Genomic DNA, 25338 nt, shown 5'->3' with positions numbered 1-25338 from the left:
CCTACCTCAAATGACCGCGTTTTATGGTAACAAAATTAAGCCCATTCACCCTTACGAAATACAGGAACTCTTACACCATCTTGGGTAATGCCATCTATGTCAATTTCACCAGAACCAATCATCCAGTCAATATGAATGACACTTTTATTCCCACCACGTGCTGCAATCTCTTCTGACGTCAATGATGCCCCATCTAAAAAGCATTTGGAATAACACTGCCCTAAAGCAATATGACATGCAGCATTTTCATCAAATAAGGTATTATAAAAAAGGAGGCCACTCTTAGAAATTGGTGAAGAATGGGGCACAAGGGCAACTTCGCCCAACCGGCTTGCACCCTCATCACTTTGCAAAACCTGCTGTAAAACTTCTTGGCCTGTTGATGCACGAGCCTCAACAATACGCCCGGCTTCAAAACGTACTTCAATATTATCAATCAGAGTTCCTTGATAGGAAAGGGGCTTTGTTGAGCGAACGAAACCTTCAACCTTATGAGCATGAGGAGTCGTGAAAACTTCTTCTGTCGGAATATTCGGATTGCAAATAACATCATTTTGAGCAACGGATGCACCACCATGCCATTCATGATCATCTGCCAAACCAACAGTTAAATCAGTCCCTGGCCCTGTAAAGTGTAAGGCAGAAAAACGCTGCTCATTAAGCCAAGATGACCGTTTCTTCAAATGTGCATTATGAACAGTCCACGCCTGCACCGGATCTTCTCCTGTAACACGTGAAGCAGAAAAAATTGCATCGGCTAATTTTTTAATCGCCTCATTAAGTGGTAAAGAAGGAAACATTGCCTCAGCCCATCCTGCTGTTGGATAAGCAACAATCGACCAATTCATAGCAAAATTTGATATTTGCTTGAGTGCCGGCTGGTAAGCTATTGAAGTGGCTTTATTTAAACGTGAAACCTTATCAAAATCCTGATTGGAAAGGAGCAAAGGATTATCACCAACAATCGCTAAACGCGCTGCCCCATTTTCAAAAGCCTTTGCCATTCCCTCATAAAGCCAAGAAGGAGCACAATCAAAACTAGCTGTATGGGCATTTTCAAACCGTGTAAGCGATAACATATCATCACTAAAAATTGGTGTAATGACACCAGCACCAACCTTATAAGCATGATATGCAATACGCCGAACAAAAGGTAACGCTGAAACTGGAGCAGTTAAAACAAGATCCTGCCCCTCTTGTAAATTCAACCCCACTTTCACTGTAATTTCTGCAAGACGATTAAGCATTTCAGGCAAAATTGTCTCATGAATATCAAAGTACATTACCAATACCCTTCTTTAAATAGAATGCGTTCTTTATGTCGTCATATTATAAATTGTTTTTCAGATCCTTTGAGTTCGCTTTCTCTACGTATATTTATGCGTATCATTATCGCTAAAATTCACTTAATTCATAAACCGCAATGGGTATATCATCCTTCTTTGGTCATGAAAAACTTACTAGTTCCTGTGTCGTTTTTCTAACATTGCAACAATTGCATTTAACTGATCAGATGAAGGTAAAACCATAATCGTTTTATTTTCCTCTTTCCTAGCTAGATGTTGAGGTGCATAGGCAGGGATAGGAACTTTATCAAGCTGTACCATAGCAAAAGGCGCAGGATGTGCCATCTTGGACTGTGCTACTTCTGTCGAAGGAGATGTACTTTTCTCTGCCTTTACGCCCCTACTCTCTAAGCCTTCATCTATAAAGCTTGGCGCATGACCAGAACGTTCTTGAGCAAAAGCATAAGCAACATCATAAGGGCGATTATTTGTAGGAACTTGAAGCTCTCCATCACGTGATCGTTTTTCATAAAAAGCATTTCCCCCTGCAACCTGAACATAATGCATGTTTTTATACGGAAAAGACAAACCAGCGGTATGAAAAAACTTAGCGTGTTTAACTTTCTTATCTCGTTCACCCCGTAAAACGGCATCAGCCGCCTCTCTTACACGAGCAACAGATGCTTTCTCCGTCATAGGACGCGTTAAAACACCAGGAGCAAATTGCCTATATTGACCAACAACACCACAAATCGTCTTAGGATAGGCGGTTGAATTAACACGATTCATAACAACCGTCCCAACGGCAATCATTCCTTCACGGCTTGTGCGATTTGATTCAAAATACATCGCTCGCATAAGACATTGACGCTCTGTCAATGGATACGTAACCGTTTTTGTCTTATTATTATTTATTTTTCCAGTATCTAAATGATTTGAAGCACACCCCACAACAACTAACGGCGCTACACAACAGGTAACAAATACATTCCAACGATTTTTTTTCATCTTATGCAACACATTCCTATAATCTCTGAGCTATTCAAGTCTTGAAATGAGCTTTAAATGTATCTCTCAATAAAGTACATAGCTAATTGTTACCACTCAGTAAAATTTTAATACAAGAGGTAATCAAAAAGTATCTATGCAAAATAAAAAATAAAAAACTCTTAATTTACAGATCGATATTGTTATTCTTCATGGTTCAATATAGGCTATAATAACCCACACGTTTCAATTACAATAAAGTAACACTATCCACTTCTTCTACATACGAAAAAATAATACAGATATCCCCTTTAATATAAAATTTTAACAAAATGATCTGAAAGGAAATTCCCCTAGAAAACTCCCCTCCTGCCACAATACGAGTGATGATATCATCCAATATACAAATATGTCAAACCAAGAGTTAACAATCTGCCATGCTTCTCTGAAAAAACTCTTTGTTGCTTCTTTGTGCTTTGCCATAAAATGGTTATCTTATTCTTCTTATAGCTGCACTGTAAGAAAATACTCATATATCTACAAACTTATTTTATACATATAAGAAAAATTTTAATCTATTTTCTTCTCACCTACCCCAACTTTATAAGTAAGGTCATCACGAGGACGATCAGAGGACATATGGTAACCCGTTATGATATAATGCAGCATTTCAGCAATATTAGTAACATGATCACCAATTCGTTCAATATTCTTTAAACAAAACAGTAAGTGCGTACAAACCGTAATATTGCGCATATCTTCCATCATATACGTCAAAAGTTCACGAAAAAGAGAAGTATACAAAGCATCAATCTTCTCATCACGCTCACGCACCGCGTCAACACGCTCTAATAGGCGACTCGTATAAGCATTTAAGACTTCTTTTAATTGATTGAGTGCTAAAGCTGTAATTGTTTCAAGCCCATGATAAACAGAAGCAGATTGACGTATTTCTGAAAGTGCAACAGTCCTTTTAGCAATGTTTTTTGCCATATCCCCAATCCGTTCAAGATCAGAAGAAATACGAATGGCTCCAATAATTTCACGCAAATCGACAGCCATCGGTTGGCGTTTGCAAATAATAGCAACCGCTTTTTCATCAATGTCACGTTCTGCTTCATCTAAAAACACATCATCGGCAATCACTGTCGTTGCAAGTTGAAGATCACTACTCACAACCGATGCGACAGAACGTTCAATCATCCTTTCTGCATGGCTTCCCATTTCTGTAATCCTTACTCTTAAATATTTTAGTTCTGCATCATAAGAACGGACAGTATGTTTCATAGACATATCTTATACTCCTCAATTCACCTATCCAAAACGCCCCGTAATATAATCTTGCGTCCGTTGCTCTTTTGGTGAGGTAAAGATCATTTCAGTCGCACCAACTTCTACCAAATGCCCTAAATGAAACATAGCCGTATGTTGAGAAACACGCGCGGCCTGTTGCATGGAATGCGTTACGATAACAATTGTATAATTTTGCCGTAACGCATCGATAAGCTCTTCAATCCGTGCTGTCGCAATAGGATCAAGAGCTGAACATGGCTCATCCATCAAAATAACTTCAGGACTAACCGCAATAGCACGTGCAATACACAAACGCTGTTGTTGTCCCCCTGATAAACTTGTTCCAAGATCATGAAGGCGGTCTTTTACTTCTTCAAACAAACCTGCCTGCCTCAAACTCTTTTCAACTACATCATGCAATTCAGAGCGTGTTTTAACTAAACCATGAATGCGTGGACCATACGCAACATTCTCAAATATAGATTTTGGAAAAGGGCTGGGCTTTTGAAAAACCATTCCAACACGAGCGCGCAATTCTACAACATCAATCCGTGTGTCATAAATATTCTCCCCATCTAAGGTAATAAGACCAGTTGTTTTAGCGCCTTCAATCGTATCATTCATACGGTTAAAACAACGCAAAAAAGTTGACTTTCCGCATCCTGATGGACCAATCAAAGCAGTTACTTGATGTTCAGGAATATCAAGTGTAATACCGTGGAGTGCTTCTTTATCTCCGTAAGAAACCTTCACATCCTGACCGCGCATTTTAATCTTCATTACAAAAATTCACCTTACAAAAATCTTATCAAAGCTGTTGTTTTATTAAAATTACTGGCGGCGTTCAAATCGTCGACGTAAAAAAACCGCAGAAATATTCATGATCGCAAGAAAAATCATCAATACAATAATAGCACCTGATGTCTTTTCAACAAAAGCACGCTCTGCTTCACCCGCCCACATAAAAATTTGAACAGGCAAAGCCGTTGCTGGATCCATGGGGGTCGTAGGAATATTAACAACAAAAGCAACCATTCCAATCAAAAGCAAAGGAGCTGTTTCACCCAAAGCCTGAGCGACTCCAATAATTGTGCCTGTCAAAATGCCAGGCGCAGCTAAAGGAACAACATGATGAAAAATCATTTGTGTTTTTGATGCTCCCAACCCCAAAGCTGCAGAACGAATAGAGAGAGGAACAGCACGCAGAGCAGAACGTGTTGCAATAATGATCGTGGGAAGAGTCATGAGCGCTAAAACAAGACCACCAACAAAAGAGGCTGAACGTGGTAATCCTAAAAAATTAACAAAAAAAGAGAGTCCTAAAAGACCAAACACAATTGAAGGAACAGCTGCAAGATTATTGATATTAACCTCTATAAAATCTGTAAATTTATTTTTGCGTGCGTATTCTTCTAAATAAAGAGCCGTTGCTATGCCTATCGGAAGGGAAACTAATAAAACGATGCCTATCATATAAAGAGAACCAATGATCGCAACACCTAATCCCGCAGTCTCAGGACGACTTGAAGCGCCAAATGTAAAAAAACCAATATTAAATGTTTTATAAAGCGTACCATCATGCGCTAAACGCTTTATCCATTCTATTTGTCGATTAGAAACTTTACGGTTTTTTTCTGCTACACGCAGATCAATCTGTCCCTTATAAGCAGAATCAATATCCGCAGATGCCAAAACTTTAACTTTTTGCATTGTGCCAATCAGTTTTGGATTCTTTGTCACCATTTCACGCAGTTGAACACGGACACCATTTGAAAACATCCGGTTAACGTCCAAAAGAGAGGCTCGATCATTTTGATTGATATTAAGTTTCTTCGCTAAAGCATTGCGTACAAGAAGTGGATAATTCGCCGTCATGAGCACTTGTGGTTTTGTTTTACGTTGACCACTTGGATCAATGATCTTTTCATCCAAATAAATTGATAATGTCATTTCACTTTGAAAAAAAGCTGTATAACCCTGACTAATGATAGACCATAAAAGCGTAAATAAAAAAAATAAACCAATAAAAATGGCAATCAAACCATAGGCACGAAAACGACGTTCAGCCCAATACCGACGCTTGAGACTAATATTGCGACGAGGAAAAAAATCTTCATTCATTCATATTGTTCCCGATATTTACGCACAATATAAAGAGCCAGAATATTCATCAAAAGTGTCATAACAAAGAGCGTCATCCCTAAGGCAAAAGCCACCAGAGTTTGTGGAGAATTAAACTCAAAATCACCGGTCAATTGATTAACAATCTTAACAGTCATCGTAGTCATTGCTTCGAAAGGATTGAGTGTTAAGTTTGCTGCAACACCTGCCGCCAAAACCACAATCATTGTTTCTCCAATTGCACGCGATGCCGTCAACAAAATGGCCCCCATAATCCCTGGAAGCGCTGCTGGTATAACAACTTTTTTAATTGTTTCAGATTGCGTTGCGCCTAAACCATAAGAACCTTCACGTAAAATGCGTGGAACAGCCGTAATAACATCATCCGATAAAGAGGAAACAAAAGGTATCAACATAATTCCCATCACAACTCCAGCAGTCAAAACACTTTGTGCCATAATAAAACTAACCCCGTCTGAGAGAGAAGCAGAGAGATCTCGTAAAAATGGTCCCACAACCTTCAAAGCAAAAAAGCCATAAACAATCGTTGGAATGCCAGCAAGAACTTCTAACAATGGCTTCACAATTGCTCGCAATCGCGCAGAAGCATACTCCGCCATATAAAGAGCTGAAAATAGTCCTATAGGTACAGCAAAAAGCATGGCAACAAATGCAATATAAAGCGTACCAGCAAGAAGCGGTATTAAACCAAATTGTCCTACTTCATCGCTGGAACCGCTCGCGGAAAAACGCGGATCCCAAACTGTTCCTAAAAAGAAATTTGAAAAGGATACAGACTGAAAAAAGCTTACTGTCTGAAAAAGCATAGAAAGCGCAATGGCTATTGTTGTCAAGACTGCAACAATAGATGCACAAATCAATCCAATAATAATAAAAGATTCAACCTTATTACGGGCACGTTGATGAGGCGCAATTTGCATCATTCCACAGATAAAACCAAAGGACGCAATAGCAAAAAGAAAAACATAACCTATAAACTTAAGCTTTTCAGAAGAGAATACCCACGACTGTGCTATTTTGAACACATCATCCGATGCTTCATCGGATAAAATCAATCCCTTCGCGAGTAATTGTGCCTGCACTTCCTTATAGGAAGCGCTAGAAAGATTCCCCTCAAAGCGATGAATCTTTTTGATGAGACTTCGAAGTGTCTCCCAAAGTAGATCGTGATTTACAGGCTCTGTTACATGCGCACTATACGCCTCAAGCTCTCGAGAGGCATTATATTCTAAATAAATTGTACTCCCAGCATCCCAAACAATTAAAAAAATAAAAGCTGGAATAACAGTAATCAAAAATGTCCACCAGCCATAATAATACGCACGAGAATGCATTTTATGTTGTCTGTATTCAAGAATGCGTGCTCGCATATAAGAAATACAAAAACCACAAAATCCAAAAGTCAATAATAACAAAATAATAAAGGAAATGCGCATTTTATCTTTCAGTTTTTATAAAAAAATAGCATCCAAATTCCCTATCCCAGAAATCCAACAAATTTTCCCTGCAAATTATTTCAATGTCATTACTCGACCAGCAGAAAAATCAGAACGCTGTGCTTGACGCTCCTTTTCAGGAGAAACAATCAAACCATATTCAGCCAAAGGACCCTCTGGACCAATCATTTGATCAGAAAGAAAAAAGTCAACATACTCTCGCAAACCTGAAATAATACCTAAATGTGCTTTCTTAATATAGAAAAAAAGCGGACGAGAAACCGGATATTGTCCACTAGAAATCGTCTCAACTGTTGGCGCAAAACCGTTAATATCGGCAACCTTTAGTTTATCAGCATTATTTTGATAAAAAGACAAACCAAAAATACCAACCCCTGTTTTATTAGAAGTTAGACGCGCAAATGTTTCAGAATAATCACCATCAATATCAACCGCTTTTCCATCCTTACGTACCGCAATACAAGCAGTGTGTATCTCCTTATCATCCATTCCTAAAGACTTCATCACCTCAACTGCCCCACTCTCTTTACACCCCTTAGTAAGTAATTTTTCCTCAAAAACTTCACGTGTCCCATGCTTCTCCCCAGGAATATACGCTGCTATCGTCCAATCAGGAAGAGCACTATTAACTGCACTCCATTTCAAAACATTATTCGGTTGCAACTTTCCGTCTATAATAATTCGAGCAGCAAGGGCTTTATAAACATCTACTGGCTGTAATTTCCAATCAGGTCCCTTAATATCAGTTGCAAAAACAATGCCATCATACCCAATACGTATTTCCTCAACATCTTTTACACCAGCATCAAAACAAGACTGTAATTCACTCGGTTTCATTGCTCGCGAAGCATTAACAATATCAACAGTGTTCTCCCCAATACCACGGCAGAATTCCTTAATACCAGCTCCTGTTCCTCCCGATTCGATAACAGGAACCTTAAAATGGGGATAAATTTCTCCAAATGTTTCAGCAACAATCTTTTGATAAGGTAAAACTGTAGATGAACCAGTAATCTGTATTTGATCGCGCGCATTGCCTCCATTTGCTGACAGCAGTAGCGCAAAAATCAATCCCACTCCAATTGATAATACTTTGTTCATCTATAAACTCCCTAAAAATTGAAAACAAAGCCTCTTAATTTATATTATACGGTCATTCTAGTTCACATTTGCAACATAACAAATATAAAAAACAACATGGATCATTTTTTTAAAACCATGTTTTTGTCCTCTGTCAAATAAATTCATTTGAACGCTTGAACTCAATAACATCCCAAAACAAATGAGCAACATCCGTACCGCAGAAGCGTTTAATTTCACGAATTCCCGTAGGAGACGTCACATTAATTTCTGTTATATAATCTCCAATCACATCAATCCCCACAAAAAGAAGACCGCGTTCCTTTAAGGCTGGACCAATGCGTTCACAAATTTCATAATCACGTTTTGTTAACTCCACATTTTCCGCGCGACCTCCAACATGCATATTAGAGCGCACATCTGTTTCTGTCGGAATTCGATTAATAGCTCCAACAGGTGTACCATCAAGCAAAATAATCCTTTTATCTCCTTTTCGTACTGCCTCTAAATAGCGCTGAACAATAAAAGGTTCGTGATAAATTTCTGCAAACATTTCTAACAATGATGCTAAATTGCGATCATCTTGTTTTAAATAAAAAATACCAGCACCCCCATTTCCATAAAGTGGTTTAACAATAATATCGCCAAATGTCTCTCTAAAAGCTGTTATTTCTTCAATATCTTTGGTAATTAATGTTTCTGGCATCAGATCAGAAAATTCAGTAACAAAAATTTTTTCTGGACTGTTGCGTACCCATGCCGGATCATTCACAACGAGTGTTTTAGGATGAATACGCTCTAACAAATGAGTTGTTGTGATATAATTGAGATTAAAAGGTGGATCTTGGCGTAAAAGAACCACATCCATATCTGTTAATTCCGTACGAGCAGGCTTTTCTAATCGATAGTGGCTTCCCTCTTTATCATGTACAATCAATGGCTCTAGTCGTGCAATCACACAACCATCGTATAGAGATAAACGATCTGGTGTATAATGGAAGAGAGAATGTCCACGTTCTTGTGCTGCTAAAGCGAGTGCAAATGTCGTATCTCCTTGAATCCGAACTGTTGAAATATGATCCATCTGAATGGCAATTTTCATAAATAAATCCTCTCTATCCTAAAAGCAGACTGGTCTATGCATCATAAACTTAGTAAACAATAAAAGAACTATGACAAGAGAAAATTTATGACACAAGAAACAGATATAGAATTAAACAACAAAGAAATCGAACGCTATGCACGCCACATCATTTTGCCTGAAATTGGTGGTACAGGGCAACAAAAGCTAAAAAAAGCACGCGTTCTTGTTGTAGGCGCTGGTGGTCTTGGTGCTCCTGTCTTAACCTATTTGGCTGCCGCAGGTGTTGGAACTCTTGGAATTGTCGATAACGACATCGTTTCACTTTCCAATTTACAACGCCAAGTTATTCATAAAACAAATGCAATCAACAAAAGCAAAACAGACAGTGCTGAAACTACTATAAAAGCAATAAATCCCCATGTTGTAGTTGAAAAACACACCCTACGCTTAGATAACAGTAATGTGGATAAACTGCTCAATGCTTACCACATCATTGTTGATGGAAGTGATAATTTTACGACACGCTATCTTCTTGCTGATCACGCTGCCCAATGTAAAAAACCTTTAATAAGTGGTGCTGTAGAACGTTTTAATGGCTCATTAACCGTCCTTATGCCATATAAAGACAATAATCCTCACTATCGCGATTTATTTCCCACGCCTCCTGCTCCCGATACTATTCCAACATGCGCTGAAGCTGGAATTATCGGTGTTTTACCCGGTGTTATTGGGACCCTACAAGCAATGGAAGTTATTAAAATGATCACAAACATCGGAGAGCCATTAGTAGGAAAGATTCTTCTCTATAATGGATTATTAGCACAATTTAATATTATTACTTATAAACGCTCAAATTATAAAGAAAATGCCATAGTTATTAAGAAGCTTGGAGAATCTTGATGATGTTCTCTCTTCCACTAACTTTTAGCACTCTCGCAATATGTATTGAAATACTAATATTTTATCGTAAGTCATCGAAACATTGTAACCAATGAAACCTATTAAATTTATCACAAATATGGAAAACCTTTTGTGAAAAAATAATTCTCTATAATGGATTATCATCATAATTTCATGTCATCGTCTATAAATAGACAGAGACTCGTGCAAACTTAGCTCCCATCAGTATTCTTGTGTAAAAAATTTTCAACGTAGATAAAAATACAATCAACGGAACTCTATTCAACTATTTTACTAGTCACACATAAAAATTGTTTCACATGAAAGTGCTCACTTCAAACCATAACCTATAAATAATCTAAGTCATATTTTAGTGATCGGTACTATAAAAGGTCAATGATCTGTCCACACACTTCTAACCTTAAGAGAAAACGTCTATTCATCAAGCATCATAAAATGCAGCTTAGGATTATTGCACGTATAAGAACAATCAATTGTCTCAGTTCATAAGAAAAATACATGGGAATTGATGTAAAAGTACATGGGGATTTGTATATAGAAGGATTGAGATAAACCTCATGGAGAGCTTTAATTACATAATTATTGCATTCAGAAGCAGAAAGCTGCGGCTCATAAATTGATAATCCTTCAGCAATAATTTCACAGACAAGTATATGTAGAAAAAGTGAAGCACACAAATCTTGAAAACCAATCCACAGACGACAGCGTAAAGAGTGCATTTTTATAAAAGATCTCTTTAAAATAAGCGAGTAAATATGCAATGTTAAATATGTTCTGTTTTGCGTGAGGGGCGTTCCCCCCTAACAAAACATCAATAAGAGCTCTTTTTATAAAACTGTGAAACTAAAATTACAAAAAAATCAGACTTCTTTCTAAAATTAACATCTATGGTATAAGTTAATTTGGCTCGTTCGCTTTATTATTATCCATTGGTAAAGGAACAGGATGATCGGATAAACTGCGTAAATAAAGCAAGAGATCGGCACGATCTTGGTCATTTTTAATTCCACGAAAAGACATAATGGTCCCAGGAAAAGCTTCACGTGGAGAATGTAAATAACGATCTAACGTTACAAAATCCCATTTTTGATCAGAATGAGCACGTAATGCCCGTGAATAAGCAAAACCTGCTGCTGATGCCAAAGGGCGGTTAACAATCTCCCAGAGAACTGGACCAACACGCCCTGCTTCATTGCGTCCAGATGTGTGGCATATGGCACATTGGCGAAAAACTTTACGGCCATTTTCAAAATTGCCTTGTTGAAGGCGGCTATTTAGTGATAGGGAAACATCAGGTGCTTTTTGTTTTTCTTGAAATATATCATTCTTGGCAACTGTATGATGATATTGGACTGATGTAGGATGATCATAAACTATATTGCTGAGTGTGGAAATCCCCACAATAGCGACCAGCACACATAAACAAGCACAAATAAAATAAATAAATCTCGAGCGATTCATAAAAACTCAAATGTTCACGGTTTTATTACCATTTTTAGTTTAAGCTTTTTCTTTATAACACACAATATCATAAATGCATCACAGATGACATTGGGAATCTTACAATGGCTCTTGAACCAATTATTCTTATTCCTGCCCGTATGGGCTCAACCCGTCTTCCTCAAAAAGCTCTCGCTGAAATTGGCGGAAAACCGATGATTGTTCATGTCGTAGAACAAGCCAAAAAAGCTGGAATAGGACGTACAATCGTTGCAACAGATCATAATGATATCGCTAAAGCTGTTGCAGATTATGGGCATGAATATATCATAACACGAGGTGATCATAAGTCTGGATCTGATCGTATTTATGAAGCTTTAGTGCATATTGATCCTGAACAACGCTACAACGCCATTTTAAATATACAAGGTGACTTACCAACAATCATGCCTCGTGAAATCATTCGTGCGCTACGCCCTCTAGAAAATAGCTTTACTGATATTGCAACCTTGGGTGCCAAAATCATTGAAGAAAATGAAACAAGAGATCCCAATGTTGTCAAAATCATTGGTACACCGCTTTCTCAAAATCGCCTTCGTGCTCTTTATTTTACGCGCGCCAAAGCACCTTATGGAGAGGGTCCTCTTTATCACCATATTGGAATATACGCCTATAGGCGCGAAGCACTTGAGAAATTTGTATCATTCAAACCCTCACCACTTGAGAAACGTGAAAAACTTGAACAATTACGTGCATTAGAAAACAATATGCGTATCGATGTGGAAATAGTCGATACAATTCCCTTAGGTGTAGACACACAACATGATCTCGATAGAGTTTGTGAGATTTTAGCATGAAAATACTTAAAAAAACCAATAAAATTTCTTTCCAAGGAGAATACGGCGCTAATTCCCATATTGCTTGCTCCAATATGTTCCCCAATATGGATGCTGTTCCCTCTGCTACTTTCGAAGACGCCCTTAATTTAGTGGAAAGCGGGAAAGCTGATCTTGCTATGATCCCTATTGAAAATACCCTTGCGGGACGCGTTGCAGACATTCATCATCTTTTACCACAGTCATCTCTTTATATTATTGATGAATATTTTTTACCTATCCATTTTCAACTCATGGTTTTGCCCGGCGTTACACATGACGAAATTAAAACCGTCCACAGCCATACGCATGCCCTTGCACAATGCCGAAAAATCATACGAAACAACGGTTGGAAACCTGTTGTTTCTGCTGACACCGCTGGAGCTGCAAAATTTATTAAAAAAAATGCTAAACGTTCACAGGCTGCCTTAGCACCTTTAATTGCAGCAGAACTCTATGGACTTGATATTCTTGAAAGAGATGTTGAAGATAACCCTCATAATATTACCCGTTTTGTCATCCTTTCACGCTCCAAACGGCATGTCCCCAAACCTCAAAATGGCGAAAAAATCATCACCAGTCTTCTTTTTCGAGTGCGCAATGTCCCCGCAGCTCTCTATAAAGCTATGGGAGGATTTGCAACGAATGGTATCAATATGACAAAATTAGAAAGCTATCAAATTGGTGGAAATTTCAATGCAACACAATTCTTTGTTGATATTGAAGGACATCCTGAAGACCCGATGATGAAACTTGCCTTAGAAGAATTATCTTTCTTTTCTGCAGAACTGCGTATTATCGGTACTTATCCAGCACAAAACGATCGAACATCGTATATATAAAAGCAATTAAGCTGCTATCATTTTTTGTTGATATCAAAAAGCATCGTAAAAATTTCATAATGCAACGCATTTTGAAAGGGCTGTTTTTTCTACTCAACACCCTTCATAAACACTGAAGAAGAAAAAACAGCTCGTAATAGAATATATAAATTATTTTCATAATATTTTCTCACAAATTATATCATGATAAACCGCAATTCAACTCGTATAAAAACCAGTGTAAAAAAACACAGTAACCAAAAATAAAAACGCTTGTACCATCTATTTCCCTTTATATATTTAAAGAGAGCCTCTTGAGAAAAGTCATTTCCTCTGACAATATTCCAATAAAGATAACGAACTTCTAAATTAGCTCTCAAAACAATTCAAATTATTATACATAATAGAGTATTCGAATCTTTTAGATTAATATCATTCTAAACATGGTTTAAAACTAGAAAATGCAACTTAGCCCTGATTTTAGCGTTAAGTTTGAACTTGTATCTTTATAAAAACTGATTTATGATTCACCTCACTTTAGAAAAAAGGAGAGGATAATGAAAAAAATCTTCACGCGAGGATTATTAGCCGCAAATATTCTCGCCTACTCTAGTGTTGCATTTGCTGGCTTTGGTGAAAAAAAATGGAATTTTGCGCGGGATGAAAGTGTTGTGATCACACCATCCTATACATTCCAGCAAGGAGTTGAATACTCTTGTAATACCTTTAAACCGAAGAAAGTATCCTTTACTTTATCATACTCTGCCCCTTCTGATTTAAACAAATTGAGAATTTTTGTTGATGATGAAAAGAAAATAACCCATGATAAAGAAAAGAAAATCTTTACCCTAAAAAATATAAAATCTCTTCATATAAGTTTTCCTTGGTCAGGACATTATATTTTTAAAAATATTACGAACAAAAAAGTTGTTGGAACAGATTGTGACACAGGAGGTTATGATTAACAATATTTCTATAACATCTAAATTTGAGTAGAGTTATTCTTTTTTCAGGTATTTTTTTCAAAATAGGGCATAATGAGCCATTAAAACTAATCGCTGAAAAGGTTATTTTTATCCTAATATGGCAACCCTTAAGCTGCTTATAAGGTTAGATATTAAAGAACTTTTGCGAAAACTAAATGACTAAAATTAAATTGTTCTGTATTTTCTACTATCAGAGCTATTTTTTTAATAAGAATATAACTTCTATCTTTGCAACTGCTTTATTTTAAGTACTATAAAGCACATCGTACCCAAATCACTTAGATAAACAGAAAAGTAAAATTTGCTCTACAGATGCATTCCTCGCTGCATTTTAAATCATACTCATTCAGCTTTTGTAAAAAATCATCTCGCTTTTCCCTCCTTATTAAAGGATATAATTATTTGAAACTATAAAATATCGCTTATATCGAATAAGAACCATTTTTATGCTTATAAAATCAGTACCCCCTTATTTCTATAGCGTTTAATGTTGCATCTTCTCTTGCATGAGTACAGTCCCTTAAAAATATATGAAACCTTTTCTCAAATAATGAAAATTCACATATTGATCCATCTTGTGATAAACATCAATGTTTTTTAATTAAAAGAACAAGCACGCAAAAAAGAGCGATAACATCTACTCAGTATTTATATACGTTAAAAGAAAAAATATTACATATTTGATATTCTCATTCACTATAGAAATGAGGTGGTTCTCTTATAAGATATTTAATATATTGACTTATCATTATAAGAGTTCGATTTTTTATACTGAATTACAACCACAAATAAAGTAAGATCCTCCCATCTTAAATCTCATATTGAATCAATTAAAATCGTTTCCTTGAAAGTTACAAATGGGAGTGATGTGTGAGTAAAAACGATTAAAAAAGGAATAAAAATGCTTCTTATAAAGCCTCTCAAGTGCAAGGGATCGCAACATTGGGAGTTGTTAAGTAGTATGAGGGCTAAAATTTATACTTTTATTAAGCATAAAAAAGATAGTGCACAATGGACTTATATCTCAAGGAGAGTATGTATACTATTTACGAGTAGAGTTTGAAATATAGTTAAGAGTATTGAGCAATCGCTCTTTAAAAAGCCTGTGAATGTACAACATTAAATGTATTCTGTTTGGGATTTTTTGTATAGAGGAGCAACACCATTAAAGCAATATTTTATAATTATTTAAATAGCACTCTTCCCCCTAACTTTCGCATGTTAGCCAATTACATGATCTATATACTTTATTTGCTTCTTTAACTGTTGTAAATTTTTAATGATCCAATTTCGTAGTTTTAGAACAGACGGAGCTATCCTAAAACTCTTACATGTTTCAGCAAATGAGAATAATTATATATTCAGACTATCTTAAGCGAAAAGATATTTTCATACCAAATAAATATGCAGAGCTACTGCTATAAAAACTAATAAATCCACAATCTCTTTGTTGTTTATATATCAATAAATTAAATGCAAAGGAAAATTCTTCGTCGTTCTTAGGATATTTTTCGTTTCTGATCTTGATTTTTCATTCCAAATCGACAATATGAGCTTGGGAGGTTGGTGGTGGACGAACTACTCGCCAACTGGGTCAGGTCTGGAAAGAAGCAGCCCCAACGAGTTCTGGTACGGGTCATCGTTCCAACCTCCTATTTTGCTGAAAAAACTATTTTTTATGCTGTCTTTTAGCGAGGTATTTTTAATCTTCAGAGCAGCATTTGTATGCAGTAAATAAAGGGGTTTTGTTATTTTTAAACAAATTGTCCCATAAATAATTTGATTAAGAAAAAATCCTTTTATATGAGACTACAGTATTGATCTATGCTTTTGTATTATCAAAATGTACGCATAAAGAACTTCGAAGTTGGAAATACTCATGGAAAATTTACCGGTAGAAACAGCCTATCGTGTTCTTGCTCGTAAATATCGACCCCAAAACTTCTCTGACCTCATTGGTCAGGAAGCTATGGTGCGTACTCTCACCAACGCCTTTGAAAAAGGTCGTATTGCACAAGCGTGGATGTTAACAGGGATTCGTGGCGTAGGTAAAACCACAACAGCACGTATTTTGGCACGTGCGCTTAATTATAAAACAAAAGATATTGACCAACCAACAACTGTATTGGACTCTCTTGGTGAACATTGCACACAAATTATCGAAGGACGCCATATTGATGTTATAGAAATGGATGCCGCTTCTCATACGGGCATTGATGATATTCGTGAAATTATTGAACAAATACGCTATCGTCCTGTTTCTGCACGCTATAAGGTTTATATTATAGATGAAGTCCATATGCTCTCAACACAAGCCTTTAATGGTTTATTGAAAACTCTTGAAGAACCACCGTCGCATGTAAAATTTATTTTTGCCACAACAGAAATTCGCAAAGTTCCTATTACAATTCTTTCGCGTTGCCAACGTTTTGATTTGCGACGTATTGAATCAAAAGCTTTGAGTGCACATTTGCGTCAAATTGCGAAATCTGAAAAGGTAGAAGTAGAAGATCAAGCACTCTCTATGATTGCCCGTGCTGCAGAAGGATCTGCACGTGATGCATTATCCATTTTTGATCAAGCAATCGCCCATAGCAATGGCAATGTTAATGCTATTGCGGTGCGTACAATGTTAGGATTAGCGGATCAAGCACGTATTATTGATCTTTTTGAATTTATCATGAAGGGCGATGTTGTCAATGCGTTACATGAATTACGCAGTCAATATGAAGCAGGTGCTGATCCTCTTACTATATTGACAGAACTAGCCGATTTTAATCATCTGGTCACACGTTTACGTTTTACACCAGAAATAGTGGAAGATTTCTCACTAACTGAAGAACAACGTTTAAAAAGTTTAGACTTTTCAAAAAAACTTTCCGTTCCTGTTTTATCCCGAAACTGGCAAATGTTACTCAAAGGTTTACAGGAAGTTAATCAAACTGCACGTCCACTTCAAGCCGCTGAAATGCTTTTAATTCGTCTTGCTCACACAGCTGACCTACCAACTCTTGATGAAGCTTTAAAAAAGCTTACGCAAGAAAAAACGCCTCTCACACTCGTTACAAATTCTTCTCATCAAGAATCTACGAATGCAAATAATATAGCAAAAGAAACAATGGTCGGAGCCCATGCTTCCTCGAGCGTTTCAAATACATTAGCCGATCAATCAGATTTAAAAACATCTTTGAAAAACCAATTAGATTATTCCTTACAACCAGAAAATTTAGTTGAAAATCAAAACCATGACAAAATCAACGCCCAAGAAGTAACAGAAATTCCAGAAACTTCTCAATCTACTGATCTTTCTGAAAAGATTGCAAATTTATCGCATTCTGTCACGCAAACAACAGAAAAGATTACTGAACCTAAAACTCTCGTGATTAATTCTTTGCACGATATTGTTCAATTAGCCGAACAGCATAATGACGTTCCTTTCAAACTCCTTGTTAAAGAATTTGTTCATCCTGTTTCTTTTGAAGCTGGGCATATTACCTTGAGACTTTCTGAAAATACCCCACAATTTCTTGCTCATGATATAGAAAAAAAGATATCTCAATGGACAGAAAAACGCTGGACAATAACTTTTGTTAATGAAGGAGGTGGCCCAACCTTACAGGAGGAAAGTATAGCGATTCAAAAGACTCTTTTTTCTAATGCAGAAACAGATCCTGATATCGCGAAAATCCTCAATCATTTCCCAGAAGCAAAAATTGTCGATATTCGACTCAATAAAGAAGAAAATGATCTTGATTTACTCTCCAATACCTTTAAAAATGCTGATATTTTTAAAAATAAAAATGATATCAATGATGAATAAGGATACCTATTCCTATGCGTGAAATGATGAGCATGATGAAAAAAGCCAAAGAAATGCAAGAAAAAATGCAGAAGATTCAGGAGGAAATAGCTAATCTGCAAGCTGTGGGCACCGCAGGGGGTGGTCTCGTCAATATCACTTTAAATGGCAAAAATATTATAACAGCAATTCAAATTGATCCTTCATTACTCAAACCTGAGGAAGCTGAAATTCTTGAAGATCTCATTATGGCAGCTTATAATGAAGCAAGAACAAAAATCGAAGTCGCAATAGAAGAAAAAACCAAAAGTATGACGGCAGGGCTACCACTCCCATCAGGTTTCAAGCTTCCATTTTAATGAAACGGATTTTTTCCGTGGGACAAAAATATGCCTAAATACATTGCAGGACCTGAGATTGAACGTCTCATTCAGATTTTATCACGGTTACCAGGTCTTGGTCCACGTTCAGCACGTCGTGCTGCGCTTCATCTTATCAAAAAAAAAGAGACATTGCTGGAGCCTTTGGGAGCGGCTATACAAGCAGCTATAGAAAAAGTTGGCATTTGTTCTGTTTGTGGAAATGTCGATACCATTGATCCTTGTTCAATTTGTACAGATTTGCGCCGCGATGATACAACAATCATCGTTGTTGAGGATATTGCTGATCTGTGGGCTCTTGAACGCGCAAAAACTTTAGCCGCACGTTACCATGTGTTGGGTGGACGACTCTCCCCCTTAGATGGAATAGGTCCTGACGAACTCAACATTGCCACCTTAATACAGCGTGTTGTACAAAACCCTATTACGGAAATTATTCTTGCTGTCAATGCGACTGTCGAAGGTCAAACAACTGCTCACTATATCACCGATCAGCTTTCTAATTTTCCAGTTAAAATTACGCGACTTGCTCATGGTGTTCCTGTAGGAGGCGAGCTTGATTATCTTGATGATGGAACTTTAGCAGCAGCTGTACAAGCAAGAACAAATCTTTAAAAATTTCTTTCTCTTACCTGTTATCTCGCTTTATTTACTATCATTTCTTTTTATGGGGAAATATTAAAATGATCAAAAAACATCTCTCACTTTTAAACGACTTTGGTCCTGGTATTCTAACATGTTTACTCATATCAGCCTTAGCTTATGGCTTAGAAGTTGTAGAAAAACAGCTTTTTGGACAAGCATGGCTTGAAAGCCTTGTTTTGGCAATTCTTTTAGGATCGATTATCCGTAGTTGTTTTCCTTTGCCAACATATTTTCAAAAAGGTATCACCTTTTCTGCAAAAACACTTCTCGAAATTGCTATCGTTCTTCTAGGAGCAAGCATTAGCATTAACGCAGTCCTTTCAGCTGGTTGGAATTTGCTTGCTAGTATCATATTCGTGATATTCGTAACGATTATCCTGAGCTTTGCCATCGGCCGACTTTTCGGGCTTTCTACACATTTAGCAATGCTGGTCGCTTGTGGGAATGCTATTTGTGGCAATTCAGCTATTGTTGCCGTTGCACCTGTCATAAAAGCAAAACATGACGATGTAGCCGCGTCAATTGCCTTCACTGCTCTTTTAGGAATTCTTATTATTTTATTTTTACCCTTTTTACATCCATCTCTGAATTTGTCATTTAGCCAATATGGTGTGCTTGCTGGCATGGTTGTGTATGCTGTACCACAGGTTTTAGCAGCAACAGCACCTGTCTCTTTTCTGAGTGTTCAAATTGCAACAATTGTCAAATTAGTACGGGTTCTCATGTTAGGCCCTGTTATTTTTACTCTATCAATCATTTATCGCCGATCAGCACAAACACGCTTGCGTTTACATACCCTCGTCCCATGGTTTATCATTGGCTTTATTATCATGATGCTTGTTCGCTCAAGTGGTCTTATCCCTGAAAAGGCTATCAATCCCATCAAATTTATTGCCCAGTTGTTTACTGTTATCTCAATGGCTGCACTAGGATTAGGTGTTGATATCCGATCACTAAAAAAAGCAGGATGGCGCGTCATTTTGGCTTCAACCTGCTCCATAATTATTCTCGGTATTTGTAGCCTTATCATGATACAATTGAATGATTTAAATCATATAACATTTTAAATGTGCATTGATTATTATTTTTTCAACGTAGTATACAATCAACCCAAAGTCCTCATTATTATTAAAATCAGTTCTTTCATAAACTAGAAAAAGTTCTAAAATACTGCTCATTATTCTATACAAAAAAATTGAAAGAGCTGATATTTAAGTGAAAACTGTCAAATGTGCTTTTCAGTCCATAATGATTTGCAACAGGGTAGTATCAAAATACGTAACTCATGCAAAACAATGCCATTTCTTTCATCTGCTCTCATTACGCTGAGTTTTTTATATAAAGACGGATAGAATATGTTCTTATTTGGAAAAAATGTGGGGTCATAACTTTTCCTCTTTTAAATTACTTTTACTTACTATGTAATACAAGTGGCATCAAAGTACTATTTGATAGCTTACAAGTTGTGACAACCCTTCCATTTAAACGATTCGTGAAGGAGTTTTTATTCTTTTCTTTAACAGTTTTGATTCATACGCTAACTCCGCTTGTAATATACAAGCTAATAACTTTAATTGTTTCACCATAAGTAGATTTAAAATAAGAGAGTCTTACAATACTCAAGATACTCATTCAAAAAGTGATAAAAATAAGGATTAAATCAACATCTCGTTCTATCCCATAAAAAGATATTGTTGCTTATTGGCACTAGTAACTTTCTTACAAATGAAATATACGATAATGAAAAGATTAAAAATACAGCAGGACTTTTATTTATCGTTTTATTCAACTAAAATATTTTTATGCTTATCCTTGCTATAGATACTGCTTCAATTTATTGTGCTGTTGCGCTTATTCGTCATAAATCTGTTATTGCGCGTATCAATGAGCGCATGAACAAAGGACATGCTGAAAAACTTATTGGGCAGATTACACAAATAATGAAACAAGCCAATATGACGCTTGATCAAGTTGAGCGTATTGCTGTCAATATTGGACCTGGATCATTTACTGGTGTACGTGTCGGTGTTGCAACAGCGCGCGCTTTGGCATTAGCACTTGAAATACCTGCTGTTGGAGTGAGTGCTCTTGAAGCGTTAGCAGCACAAGTCATAAACAATAAAAGTACAGCATCGGCAATTACTGTTGTCATTGAAGCAGGGAGAGGGATGTTCTACCATCAAAATTTTCATAATGATCTCACACCTTTGGGAGAGCCGGGATTAAAAACAATTGAAAATATCCTCGAAGATTTGCCCAAAAAAACCCGACTGACTGGCCCAGCTGCTGATGTCGTTGTGGAGCATATTAAAAACCATAAAATATACGAAAAAATTGTCCTAGAAAAAATCCCCTGCGAAGCGGCCGATATTGTAAACTATGCTTATCTTGCTGCAAACAAACAATCAAAAAATTCGCCTCGCCCACTCTATCTACGCAGCGCTGATGCAAAACAACAAACCAATTTTGCTTTGCCACAAAAAAAATAATGCCCAAATTTTCATTGACAAAAAAGATTTTTGGAATTGCTCCGCTACAAGTTAATGATAGTGCTTCTCTTCATCAAATTCATCAACATTGTTTTACCCCTTCTTGGGAAAAACAAGCTTTTGATAATTTCTTAACAGATCACTCTATCTTCGGATACAAAGTTTTTCTCATTGATCGCTCTGATCAAATTTTAGGCTTTTGCCTATGCCGTCTCATCCTTGATGAAGCAGAAATCATCACAATTGCTGTTCATCCTCATTATCGTCAACAAGGAATTGGTACCTTTCTTATCGATCGTACAGTTCACCATCTTCACGACAAGGGCGCTATAAAATTATTCTTGGAAGTAGAAGCCACAAATCTTTCTGCTTTGAACCTTTATCAACGCTTTGAATTTCAAAAAATTTCTGAACGTCTTGCCTACTACGCGTCAAAAAATGGTCGTGGTGATGCAATTATCATGCAAAAAACTTTTAAGCAAATAGATTGAGATTTGTGTAAAAAACATTTACACATGCGCTATGAATAAAGTAAATCCTAAAAATACGCCTCCTGTTGCTCCTAAAAAGGTTTTTATCAAAACCTATGGATGTCAAATGAATGTTTATGATAGCCAACGGATGACTGATAGCCTCAGTTCGCAAGGCTATGTGACAACACAAATTCCCAATGATGCCGATCTTATTCTTGTTAATACCTGTCATATTCGTGAAAAAGCAGCAGAAAAACTTTATTCTGATCTTGGTCGTTTGCGCGTTATGCGTCAAGAGCGCACACCTGATAAACCCCTGATGGTTGGTGTAACAGGTTGTGTTGCACAAGCTGAGGGAAGTGAAATCTTGCGCCGTGCTCCAACAGTGGATCTTGTTATTGGTCCGCAAATGTATCATCGCTTGCCAGAATTGTTAGAAAAAGCCAAACAAGGGAAAAAAATTATCGAAACAGACTATGCTGTTGAAGATAAATTTGCTCATTTGCCGCCCCATAATAAACATGCAGTAAGAAAACGAGGTGTTAGCGCATTTTTAACAGTACAGGAAGGTTGCGATAAATTTTGCACTTTTTGTGTTGTTCCTTACACACGCGGTGCTGAAATATCACGATCCGTTGAGCAAATTACCGAGGAAGCCCTTCAACTCATCGAAGCGGGTGTCAAAGAAATTACGCTGCTTGGACAAAATGTCAATGGTTGGCATGGACAAAGTGCTGATGGCAAAACTTGGCGTCTTGGCGATCTTCTTTATCATCTCGCAAAACTCGATGGTTTAAAGCGTTTGCGTTACACAACCAGCCACCCACGTGATATGGATGATAGCCTTATTGCCGCGCATCGAGATCTTGATATGTTAATGCCTTACCTCCATCTTCCTGTTCAATCAGGTTCAGATCGCATCTTAAAAGCCATGAACCGACAACACAAAAGCTCTCATTATCTTCATCTTATCGAAAAAATTCGGACGGCACGACCCGATATTGCCTTTTCAGGTGATTTTATTGTAGGGTTTCCAGGAGAAACAGATGAAGACTTTGAAGAAACCATTAAACTTATTCAACAAGTACAGTACAGTTCAGCTTATTCTTTTAAATATTCCCCCCGTCCTGGAACAGTGGGAGCCACAATGAAAAATCATGTTGATGAATCTGTAAAAGATGCCCGACTTCAACATTTACAAGCCCTTCTCCTTGAGCAACAAAATGCGTTTTTGCGTTCTAAAATTGATCAAAAAACGAACGTTCTCATCGAAAAACCTGGACGTCACTCAGGGCAAATGGTAGGGCGTTCCCCTTGGCTTTTACCTGTTGTTGTCGATACAGAAGCCTCTACAGGTAGCGTGATAGAAATTCATATTAAAAATGCAAGCTCAAACAGTTTTGTTGGTGAAGTGACAAATAGATAAACATGCCTCTAATACCTTGTTCAAAAATAAATATTTTGGAAAACTCTTTTATTTTAAAAGCAAATGATTACATCTAAAGCGTGCACTTTTTGTAAAAATTGTCTTTTATAAAATTTACTTAACAAAATGTGCAACATTTATGTAGATATGGAGAATAGGCTGAAAGCTTCAACCGAAAAAATAAAGCGTATTAAAGAAAAAGTAAATATGTCCCTTGAAAAGGCTGATACCTTGAAACAAACAAGCGCTTCAGATGTGAGCCAAGTTGTTTTGATTTTCGAAAATAATAAATATGCAAAAGCAGTTTTTGGTAAATTTGACGAAAATCTCGCTTATATCGAAAAAAAACTCGAACTTAGTATTCATCCGCGTGGTAATGAAGTCTTAATCCGTGGAAATATTTCTGTTATAAAACATGCGCAATATGTATTGCAGCAGCTTTATGAACGTGCCAAAACACATCAAGAGCTCACTTTATCAGATATAAAAGGAGCGATTGCTATGGCAAATATACCAAAGAAGCAGAAAGAAGACACAATAACACACAAATCTGCAACGAAACGTATACCAGCTCGGTTGAGTACCCATAAAAAAATAATTCATGCAAGAACTCCAACACAAGACGCTTACATAAGTGCTATGGAGCATACTGAACTTGTGTTTGGTGTAGGACCAGCAGGAACAGGAAAAACGTATCTTGCTGTTGCTCATGCTGCAATGCTTCTAGAACGTGGTATCATTGAGCGAATTATTCTCTCACGTCCGGCTGTTGAAGCTGGAGAACATCTTGGTTTTCTTCCCGGTGATCTCAAAGAAAAAGTCGACCCATATTTACGACCACTTTATGATGCTCTTTATGATATGATGCCCGCTGAAAAAATAGAACGCATTTTAGCCTCTGGTGTCATAGAAATTGCTCCTCTCGCCTTTATGCGCGGACGAACACTTGCCCATGCTGCTGTTATTCTTGATGAGGCACAAAATACTACCCCCATGCAAATGAAGATGTTCCTCACACGTCTTGGAGAAGGAACGCGTATGATTGTTACCGGTGACGTAAGCCAAATTGATTTGCCTACAGGGCAAAAATCAGGTCTCATTGAAGCAATTCGCATTCTTTCAAATGTAGAAAATATTGCAATTGTGCATTTTGATGAAAAAGATGTTGTACGCCACCCACTTGTTGCTGCTATCGTTCGTGCTTATGATCGTGATTCCGAAATACAAAATAAAAAAAATCATTCGCATGCGATGCATTAAAAAATGAATTTGATTCATCATGATTATTATTGATATAATGATTAAAAGCGCAGGGTGGAATGATGAGAAAATGCTTTATAATATCACTGAAAAAGCATTAATGGCAACTATGCATCATGTTTCATTGGCAAATGTTGTAAGCGAGATTAGCCTGCTTTTTACGGATGATGAACATATGGCACAAATCAATGCACAATGGCGCAACAAAAACAAATCTACTAATGTATTATCCTTTCCTGCTTTTCCACTTAAAGCTGGAAATCGACCTGGTCCCATACTCGGTGATATTATTATTGCCCGAGAAACTGTTGTTTTCGAAGCAGAGAAAGAAGGAAAAACATTTCAAGACCATTTAACACATATGATTGTTCATGGTATCTTGCATCTGCTTGGTTATGACCATGAAACTGATGATGAAGCATATAAAATGGAAAAGCTCGAAAGAGAAATTCTTCAAAAGCTTTCCATAAAAGATCCTTACGCATAATTGTCTA

Annotated in this window: 22 protein-coding genes and 1 other RNA gene; 14 read left to right on the top strand and 9 right to left on the bottom strand. The window is 37.0% G+C overall.

The window, feature by feature from the left end:
• Window positions 1–35: 35 nt before the first annotated feature.
• The 8 genes from ACFINY_RS05425 to gshB all read right to left on the bottom strand — a co-directional run bounded on the left by ACFINY_RS05425 (window position 36) and on the right by gshB (window position 9347).
• Window positions 36–1283 carry an aminopeptidase gene (locus ACFINY_RS05425; RefSeq protein ID WP_375650819.1) on the bottom strand — a complete coding sequence of 416 codons (1248 nt, stop codon included), beginning with the start codon at window positions 1281–1283 and terminating at the stop codon, window positions 36–38.
• 177 nt (window positions 1284–1460) lie between these two features.
• Window positions 1461–2294 carry a cell wall hydrolase gene (locus ACFINY_RS05420; protein ID WP_375681921.1) on the bottom strand — a complete coding sequence of 278 codons (834 nt, stop codon included), beginning with the start codon at window positions 2292–2294 and terminating at the stop codon, window positions 1461–1463.
• A 549-nt stretch (window positions 2295–2843) separates the two neighbouring features.
• A complete protein-coding gene (gene phoU, locus ACFINY_RS05415; RefSeq protein WP_375611791.1) occupies window positions 2844–3566 on the bottom strand; it encodes a phosphate signaling complex protein PhoU in 723 nt (240 codons plus the stop codon).
• Between the two features lie 21 nt (window positions 3567–3587).
• Window positions 3588–4346: a phosphate ABC transporter ATP-binding protein PstB gene (gene pstB / locus ACFINY_RS05410; protein WP_375632304.1), complete on the bottom strand. Its 759-nt coding sequence runs from the start codon at window positions 4344–4346 to the stop codon at window positions 3588–3590.
• Between the two features lie 51 nt (window positions 4347–4397).
• Window positions 4398–5687: a phosphate ABC transporter permease PstA gene (gene pstA, locus ACFINY_RS05405; RefSeq protein ID WP_375611793.1), complete on the bottom strand. Its 1290-nt coding sequence runs from the start codon at window positions 5685–5687 to the stop codon at window positions 4398–4400.
• Window positions 5684–7144, bottom strand: coding sequence for a phosphate ABC transporter permease subunit PstC (gene pstC, locus ACFINY_RS05400; protein WP_375700913.1), 1461 nt, complete (start codon window positions 7142–7144; stop codon window positions 5684–5686). Before pstC ends, pstA begins: the two co-directional genes overlap by 4 nt.
• A gap of 75 nt (window positions 7145–7219) precedes the next feature.
• A complete protein-coding gene (locus ACFINY_RS05395; protein ID WP_375613323.1) occupies window positions 7220–8266 on the bottom strand; it encodes a substrate-binding domain-containing protein in 1047 nt (348 codons plus the stop codon).
• Window positions 8267–8399: 133 nt separating this feature from the next.
• Window positions 8400–9347, bottom strand: coding sequence for a glutathione synthase (gene gshB, locus ACFINY_RS05390; protein ID WP_375621206.1), 948 nt, complete (start codon window positions 9345–9347; stop codon window positions 8400–8402).
• Between the two features lie 87 nt (window positions 9348–9434).
• Between gshB and ACFINY_RS05385 the strand changes: the two genes are divergently transcribed.
• The gene (locus ACFINY_RS05385) at window positions 9435–10229 is read left to right on the top strand and encodes a molybdopterin-synthase adenylyltransferase MoeB (RefSeq protein ID WP_375681919.1); all 795 of its coding nucleotides are present in this window, start codon (window positions 9435–9437) and stop codon (window positions 10227–10229) included.
• A gap of 918 nt (window positions 10230–11147) precedes the next feature.
• Here ACFINY_RS05385 and ACFINY_RS05380 read toward each other — a convergent pair.
• Window positions 11148–11711, bottom strand: a complete 564-nt coding sequence (locus ACFINY_RS05380) for a c-type cytochrome (protein WP_375634582.1) — start codon at window positions 11709–11711, stop codon at window positions 11148–11150.
• A gap of 104 nt (window positions 11712–11815) precedes the next feature.
• Here ACFINY_RS05380 and ACFINY_RS05375 point away from each other — a divergent pair, with 104 nt between their 5' ends.
• From ACFINY_RS05375 to ybeY, 13 genes are all read left to right on the top strand, one after another.
• Window positions 11816–12547 (top strand): 3-deoxy-manno-octulosonate cytidylyltransferase, encoded by a 732-nt coding sequence (locus ACFINY_RS05375; RefSeq protein ID WP_375700912.1) that lies wholly within the window; start codon window positions 11816–11818, stop codon window positions 12545–12547.
• Window positions 12544–13407 carry a prephenate dehydratase gene (locus tag ACFINY_RS05370; protein ID WP_273790573.1) on the top strand — a complete coding sequence of 288 codons (864 nt, stop codon included), beginning with the start codon at window positions 12544–12546 and terminating at the stop codon, window positions 13405–13407. The genes ACFINY_RS05375 and ACFINY_RS05370 overlap by 4 nt, the downstream gene beginning before the upstream one ends.
• A gap of 536 nt (window positions 13408–13943) precedes the next feature.
• Window positions 13944–14351, top strand: a complete 408-nt coding sequence (locus ACFINY_RS05365) for a hypothetical protein (RefSeq protein ID WP_375610537.1) — start codon at window positions 13944–13946, stop codon at window positions 14349–14351.
• A 1579-nt stretch (window positions 14352–15930) separates the two neighbouring features.
• Window positions 15931–16028, top strand: an RNA gene (gene ffs / locus ACFINY_RS05360) — signal recognition particle sRNA small type.
• A gap of 223 nt (window positions 16029–16251) precedes the next feature.
• A complete protein-coding gene (locus ACFINY_RS05355) occupies window positions 16252–18192 on the top strand; it encodes a DNA polymerase III subunit gamma/tau (RefSeq protein WP_375700911.1) in 1941 nt (646 codons plus the stop codon).
• 14 nt (window positions 18193–18206) lie between these two features.
• Window positions 18207–18530 (top strand): YbaB/EbfC family nucleoid-associated protein, encoded by a 324-nt coding sequence (locus tag ACFINY_RS05350; protein WP_375606797.1) that lies wholly within the window; start codon window positions 18207–18209, stop codon window positions 18528–18530.
• 30 nt (window positions 18531–18560) lie between these two features.
• Window positions 18561–19166, top strand: a complete 606-nt coding sequence (gene recR / locus ACFINY_RS05345; RefSeq protein ID WP_375650842.1) for a recombination mediator RecR — start codon at window positions 18561–18563, stop codon at window positions 19164–19166.
• A 68-nt stretch (window positions 19167–19234) separates the two neighbouring features.
• Window positions 19235–20263 carry a YeiH family protein gene (locus ACFINY_RS05340; protein ID WP_375700910.1) on the top strand — a complete coding sequence of 343 codons (1029 nt, stop codon included), beginning with the start codon at window positions 19235–19237 and terminating at the stop codon, window positions 20261–20263.
• A 735-nt stretch (window positions 20264–20998) separates the two neighbouring features.
• On the top strand, window positions 20999–21685 hold the full coding sequence (tsaB, locus tag ACFINY_RS05335) for a tRNA (adenosine(37)-N6)-threonylcarbamoyltransferase complex dimerization subunit type 1 TsaB (protein ID WP_375621199.1): 687 nt from the start codon (window positions 20999–21001) through the stop codon (window positions 21683–21685).
• Window positions 21685–22176, top strand: coding sequence for a ribosomal protein S18-alanine N-acetyltransferase (rimI, locus tag ACFINY_RS05330; protein WP_273790580.1), 492 nt, complete (start codon window positions 21685–21687; stop codon window positions 22174–22176). The genes tsaB and rimI overlap by 1 nt, the downstream gene beginning before the upstream one ends.
• Window positions 22177–22207: 31 nt before the next feature.
• Window positions 22208–23584, top strand: a complete 1377-nt coding sequence (miaB, locus tag ACFINY_RS05325; RefSeq protein ID WP_375611806.1) for a tRNA (N6-isopentenyl adenosine(37)-C2)-methylthiotransferase MiaB — start codon at window positions 22208–22210, stop codon at window positions 23582–23584.
• 159 nt (window positions 23585–23743) lie between these two features.
• The gene (locus tag ACFINY_RS05320) at window positions 23744–24844 is read left to right on the top strand and encodes a PhoH family protein (protein WP_375611869.1); all 1101 of its coding nucleotides are present in this window, start codon (window positions 23744–23746) and stop codon (window positions 24842–24844) included.
• Window positions 24845–24863: 19 nt separating this feature from the next.
• On the top strand, window positions 24864–25331 hold the full coding sequence (gene ybeY, locus ACFINY_RS05315; protein WP_375611807.1) for an rRNA maturation RNase YbeY: 468 nt from the start codon (window positions 24864–24866) through the stop codon (window positions 25329–25331).
• Window positions 25332–25338 lie beyond the last annotated feature (7 nt).

The organism is Bartonella sp. AA23NXGY (genome assembly GCF_042197165.1).
In the GTDB taxonomy this organism is placed as follows: domain Bacteria; phylum Pseudomonadota; class Alphaproteobacteria; order Rhizobiales; family Rhizobiaceae; genus Bartonella.
Note: the sequence above shows the minus strand (reverse complement) of the source record. Positions and strands in the feature narration are given on the sequence as shown.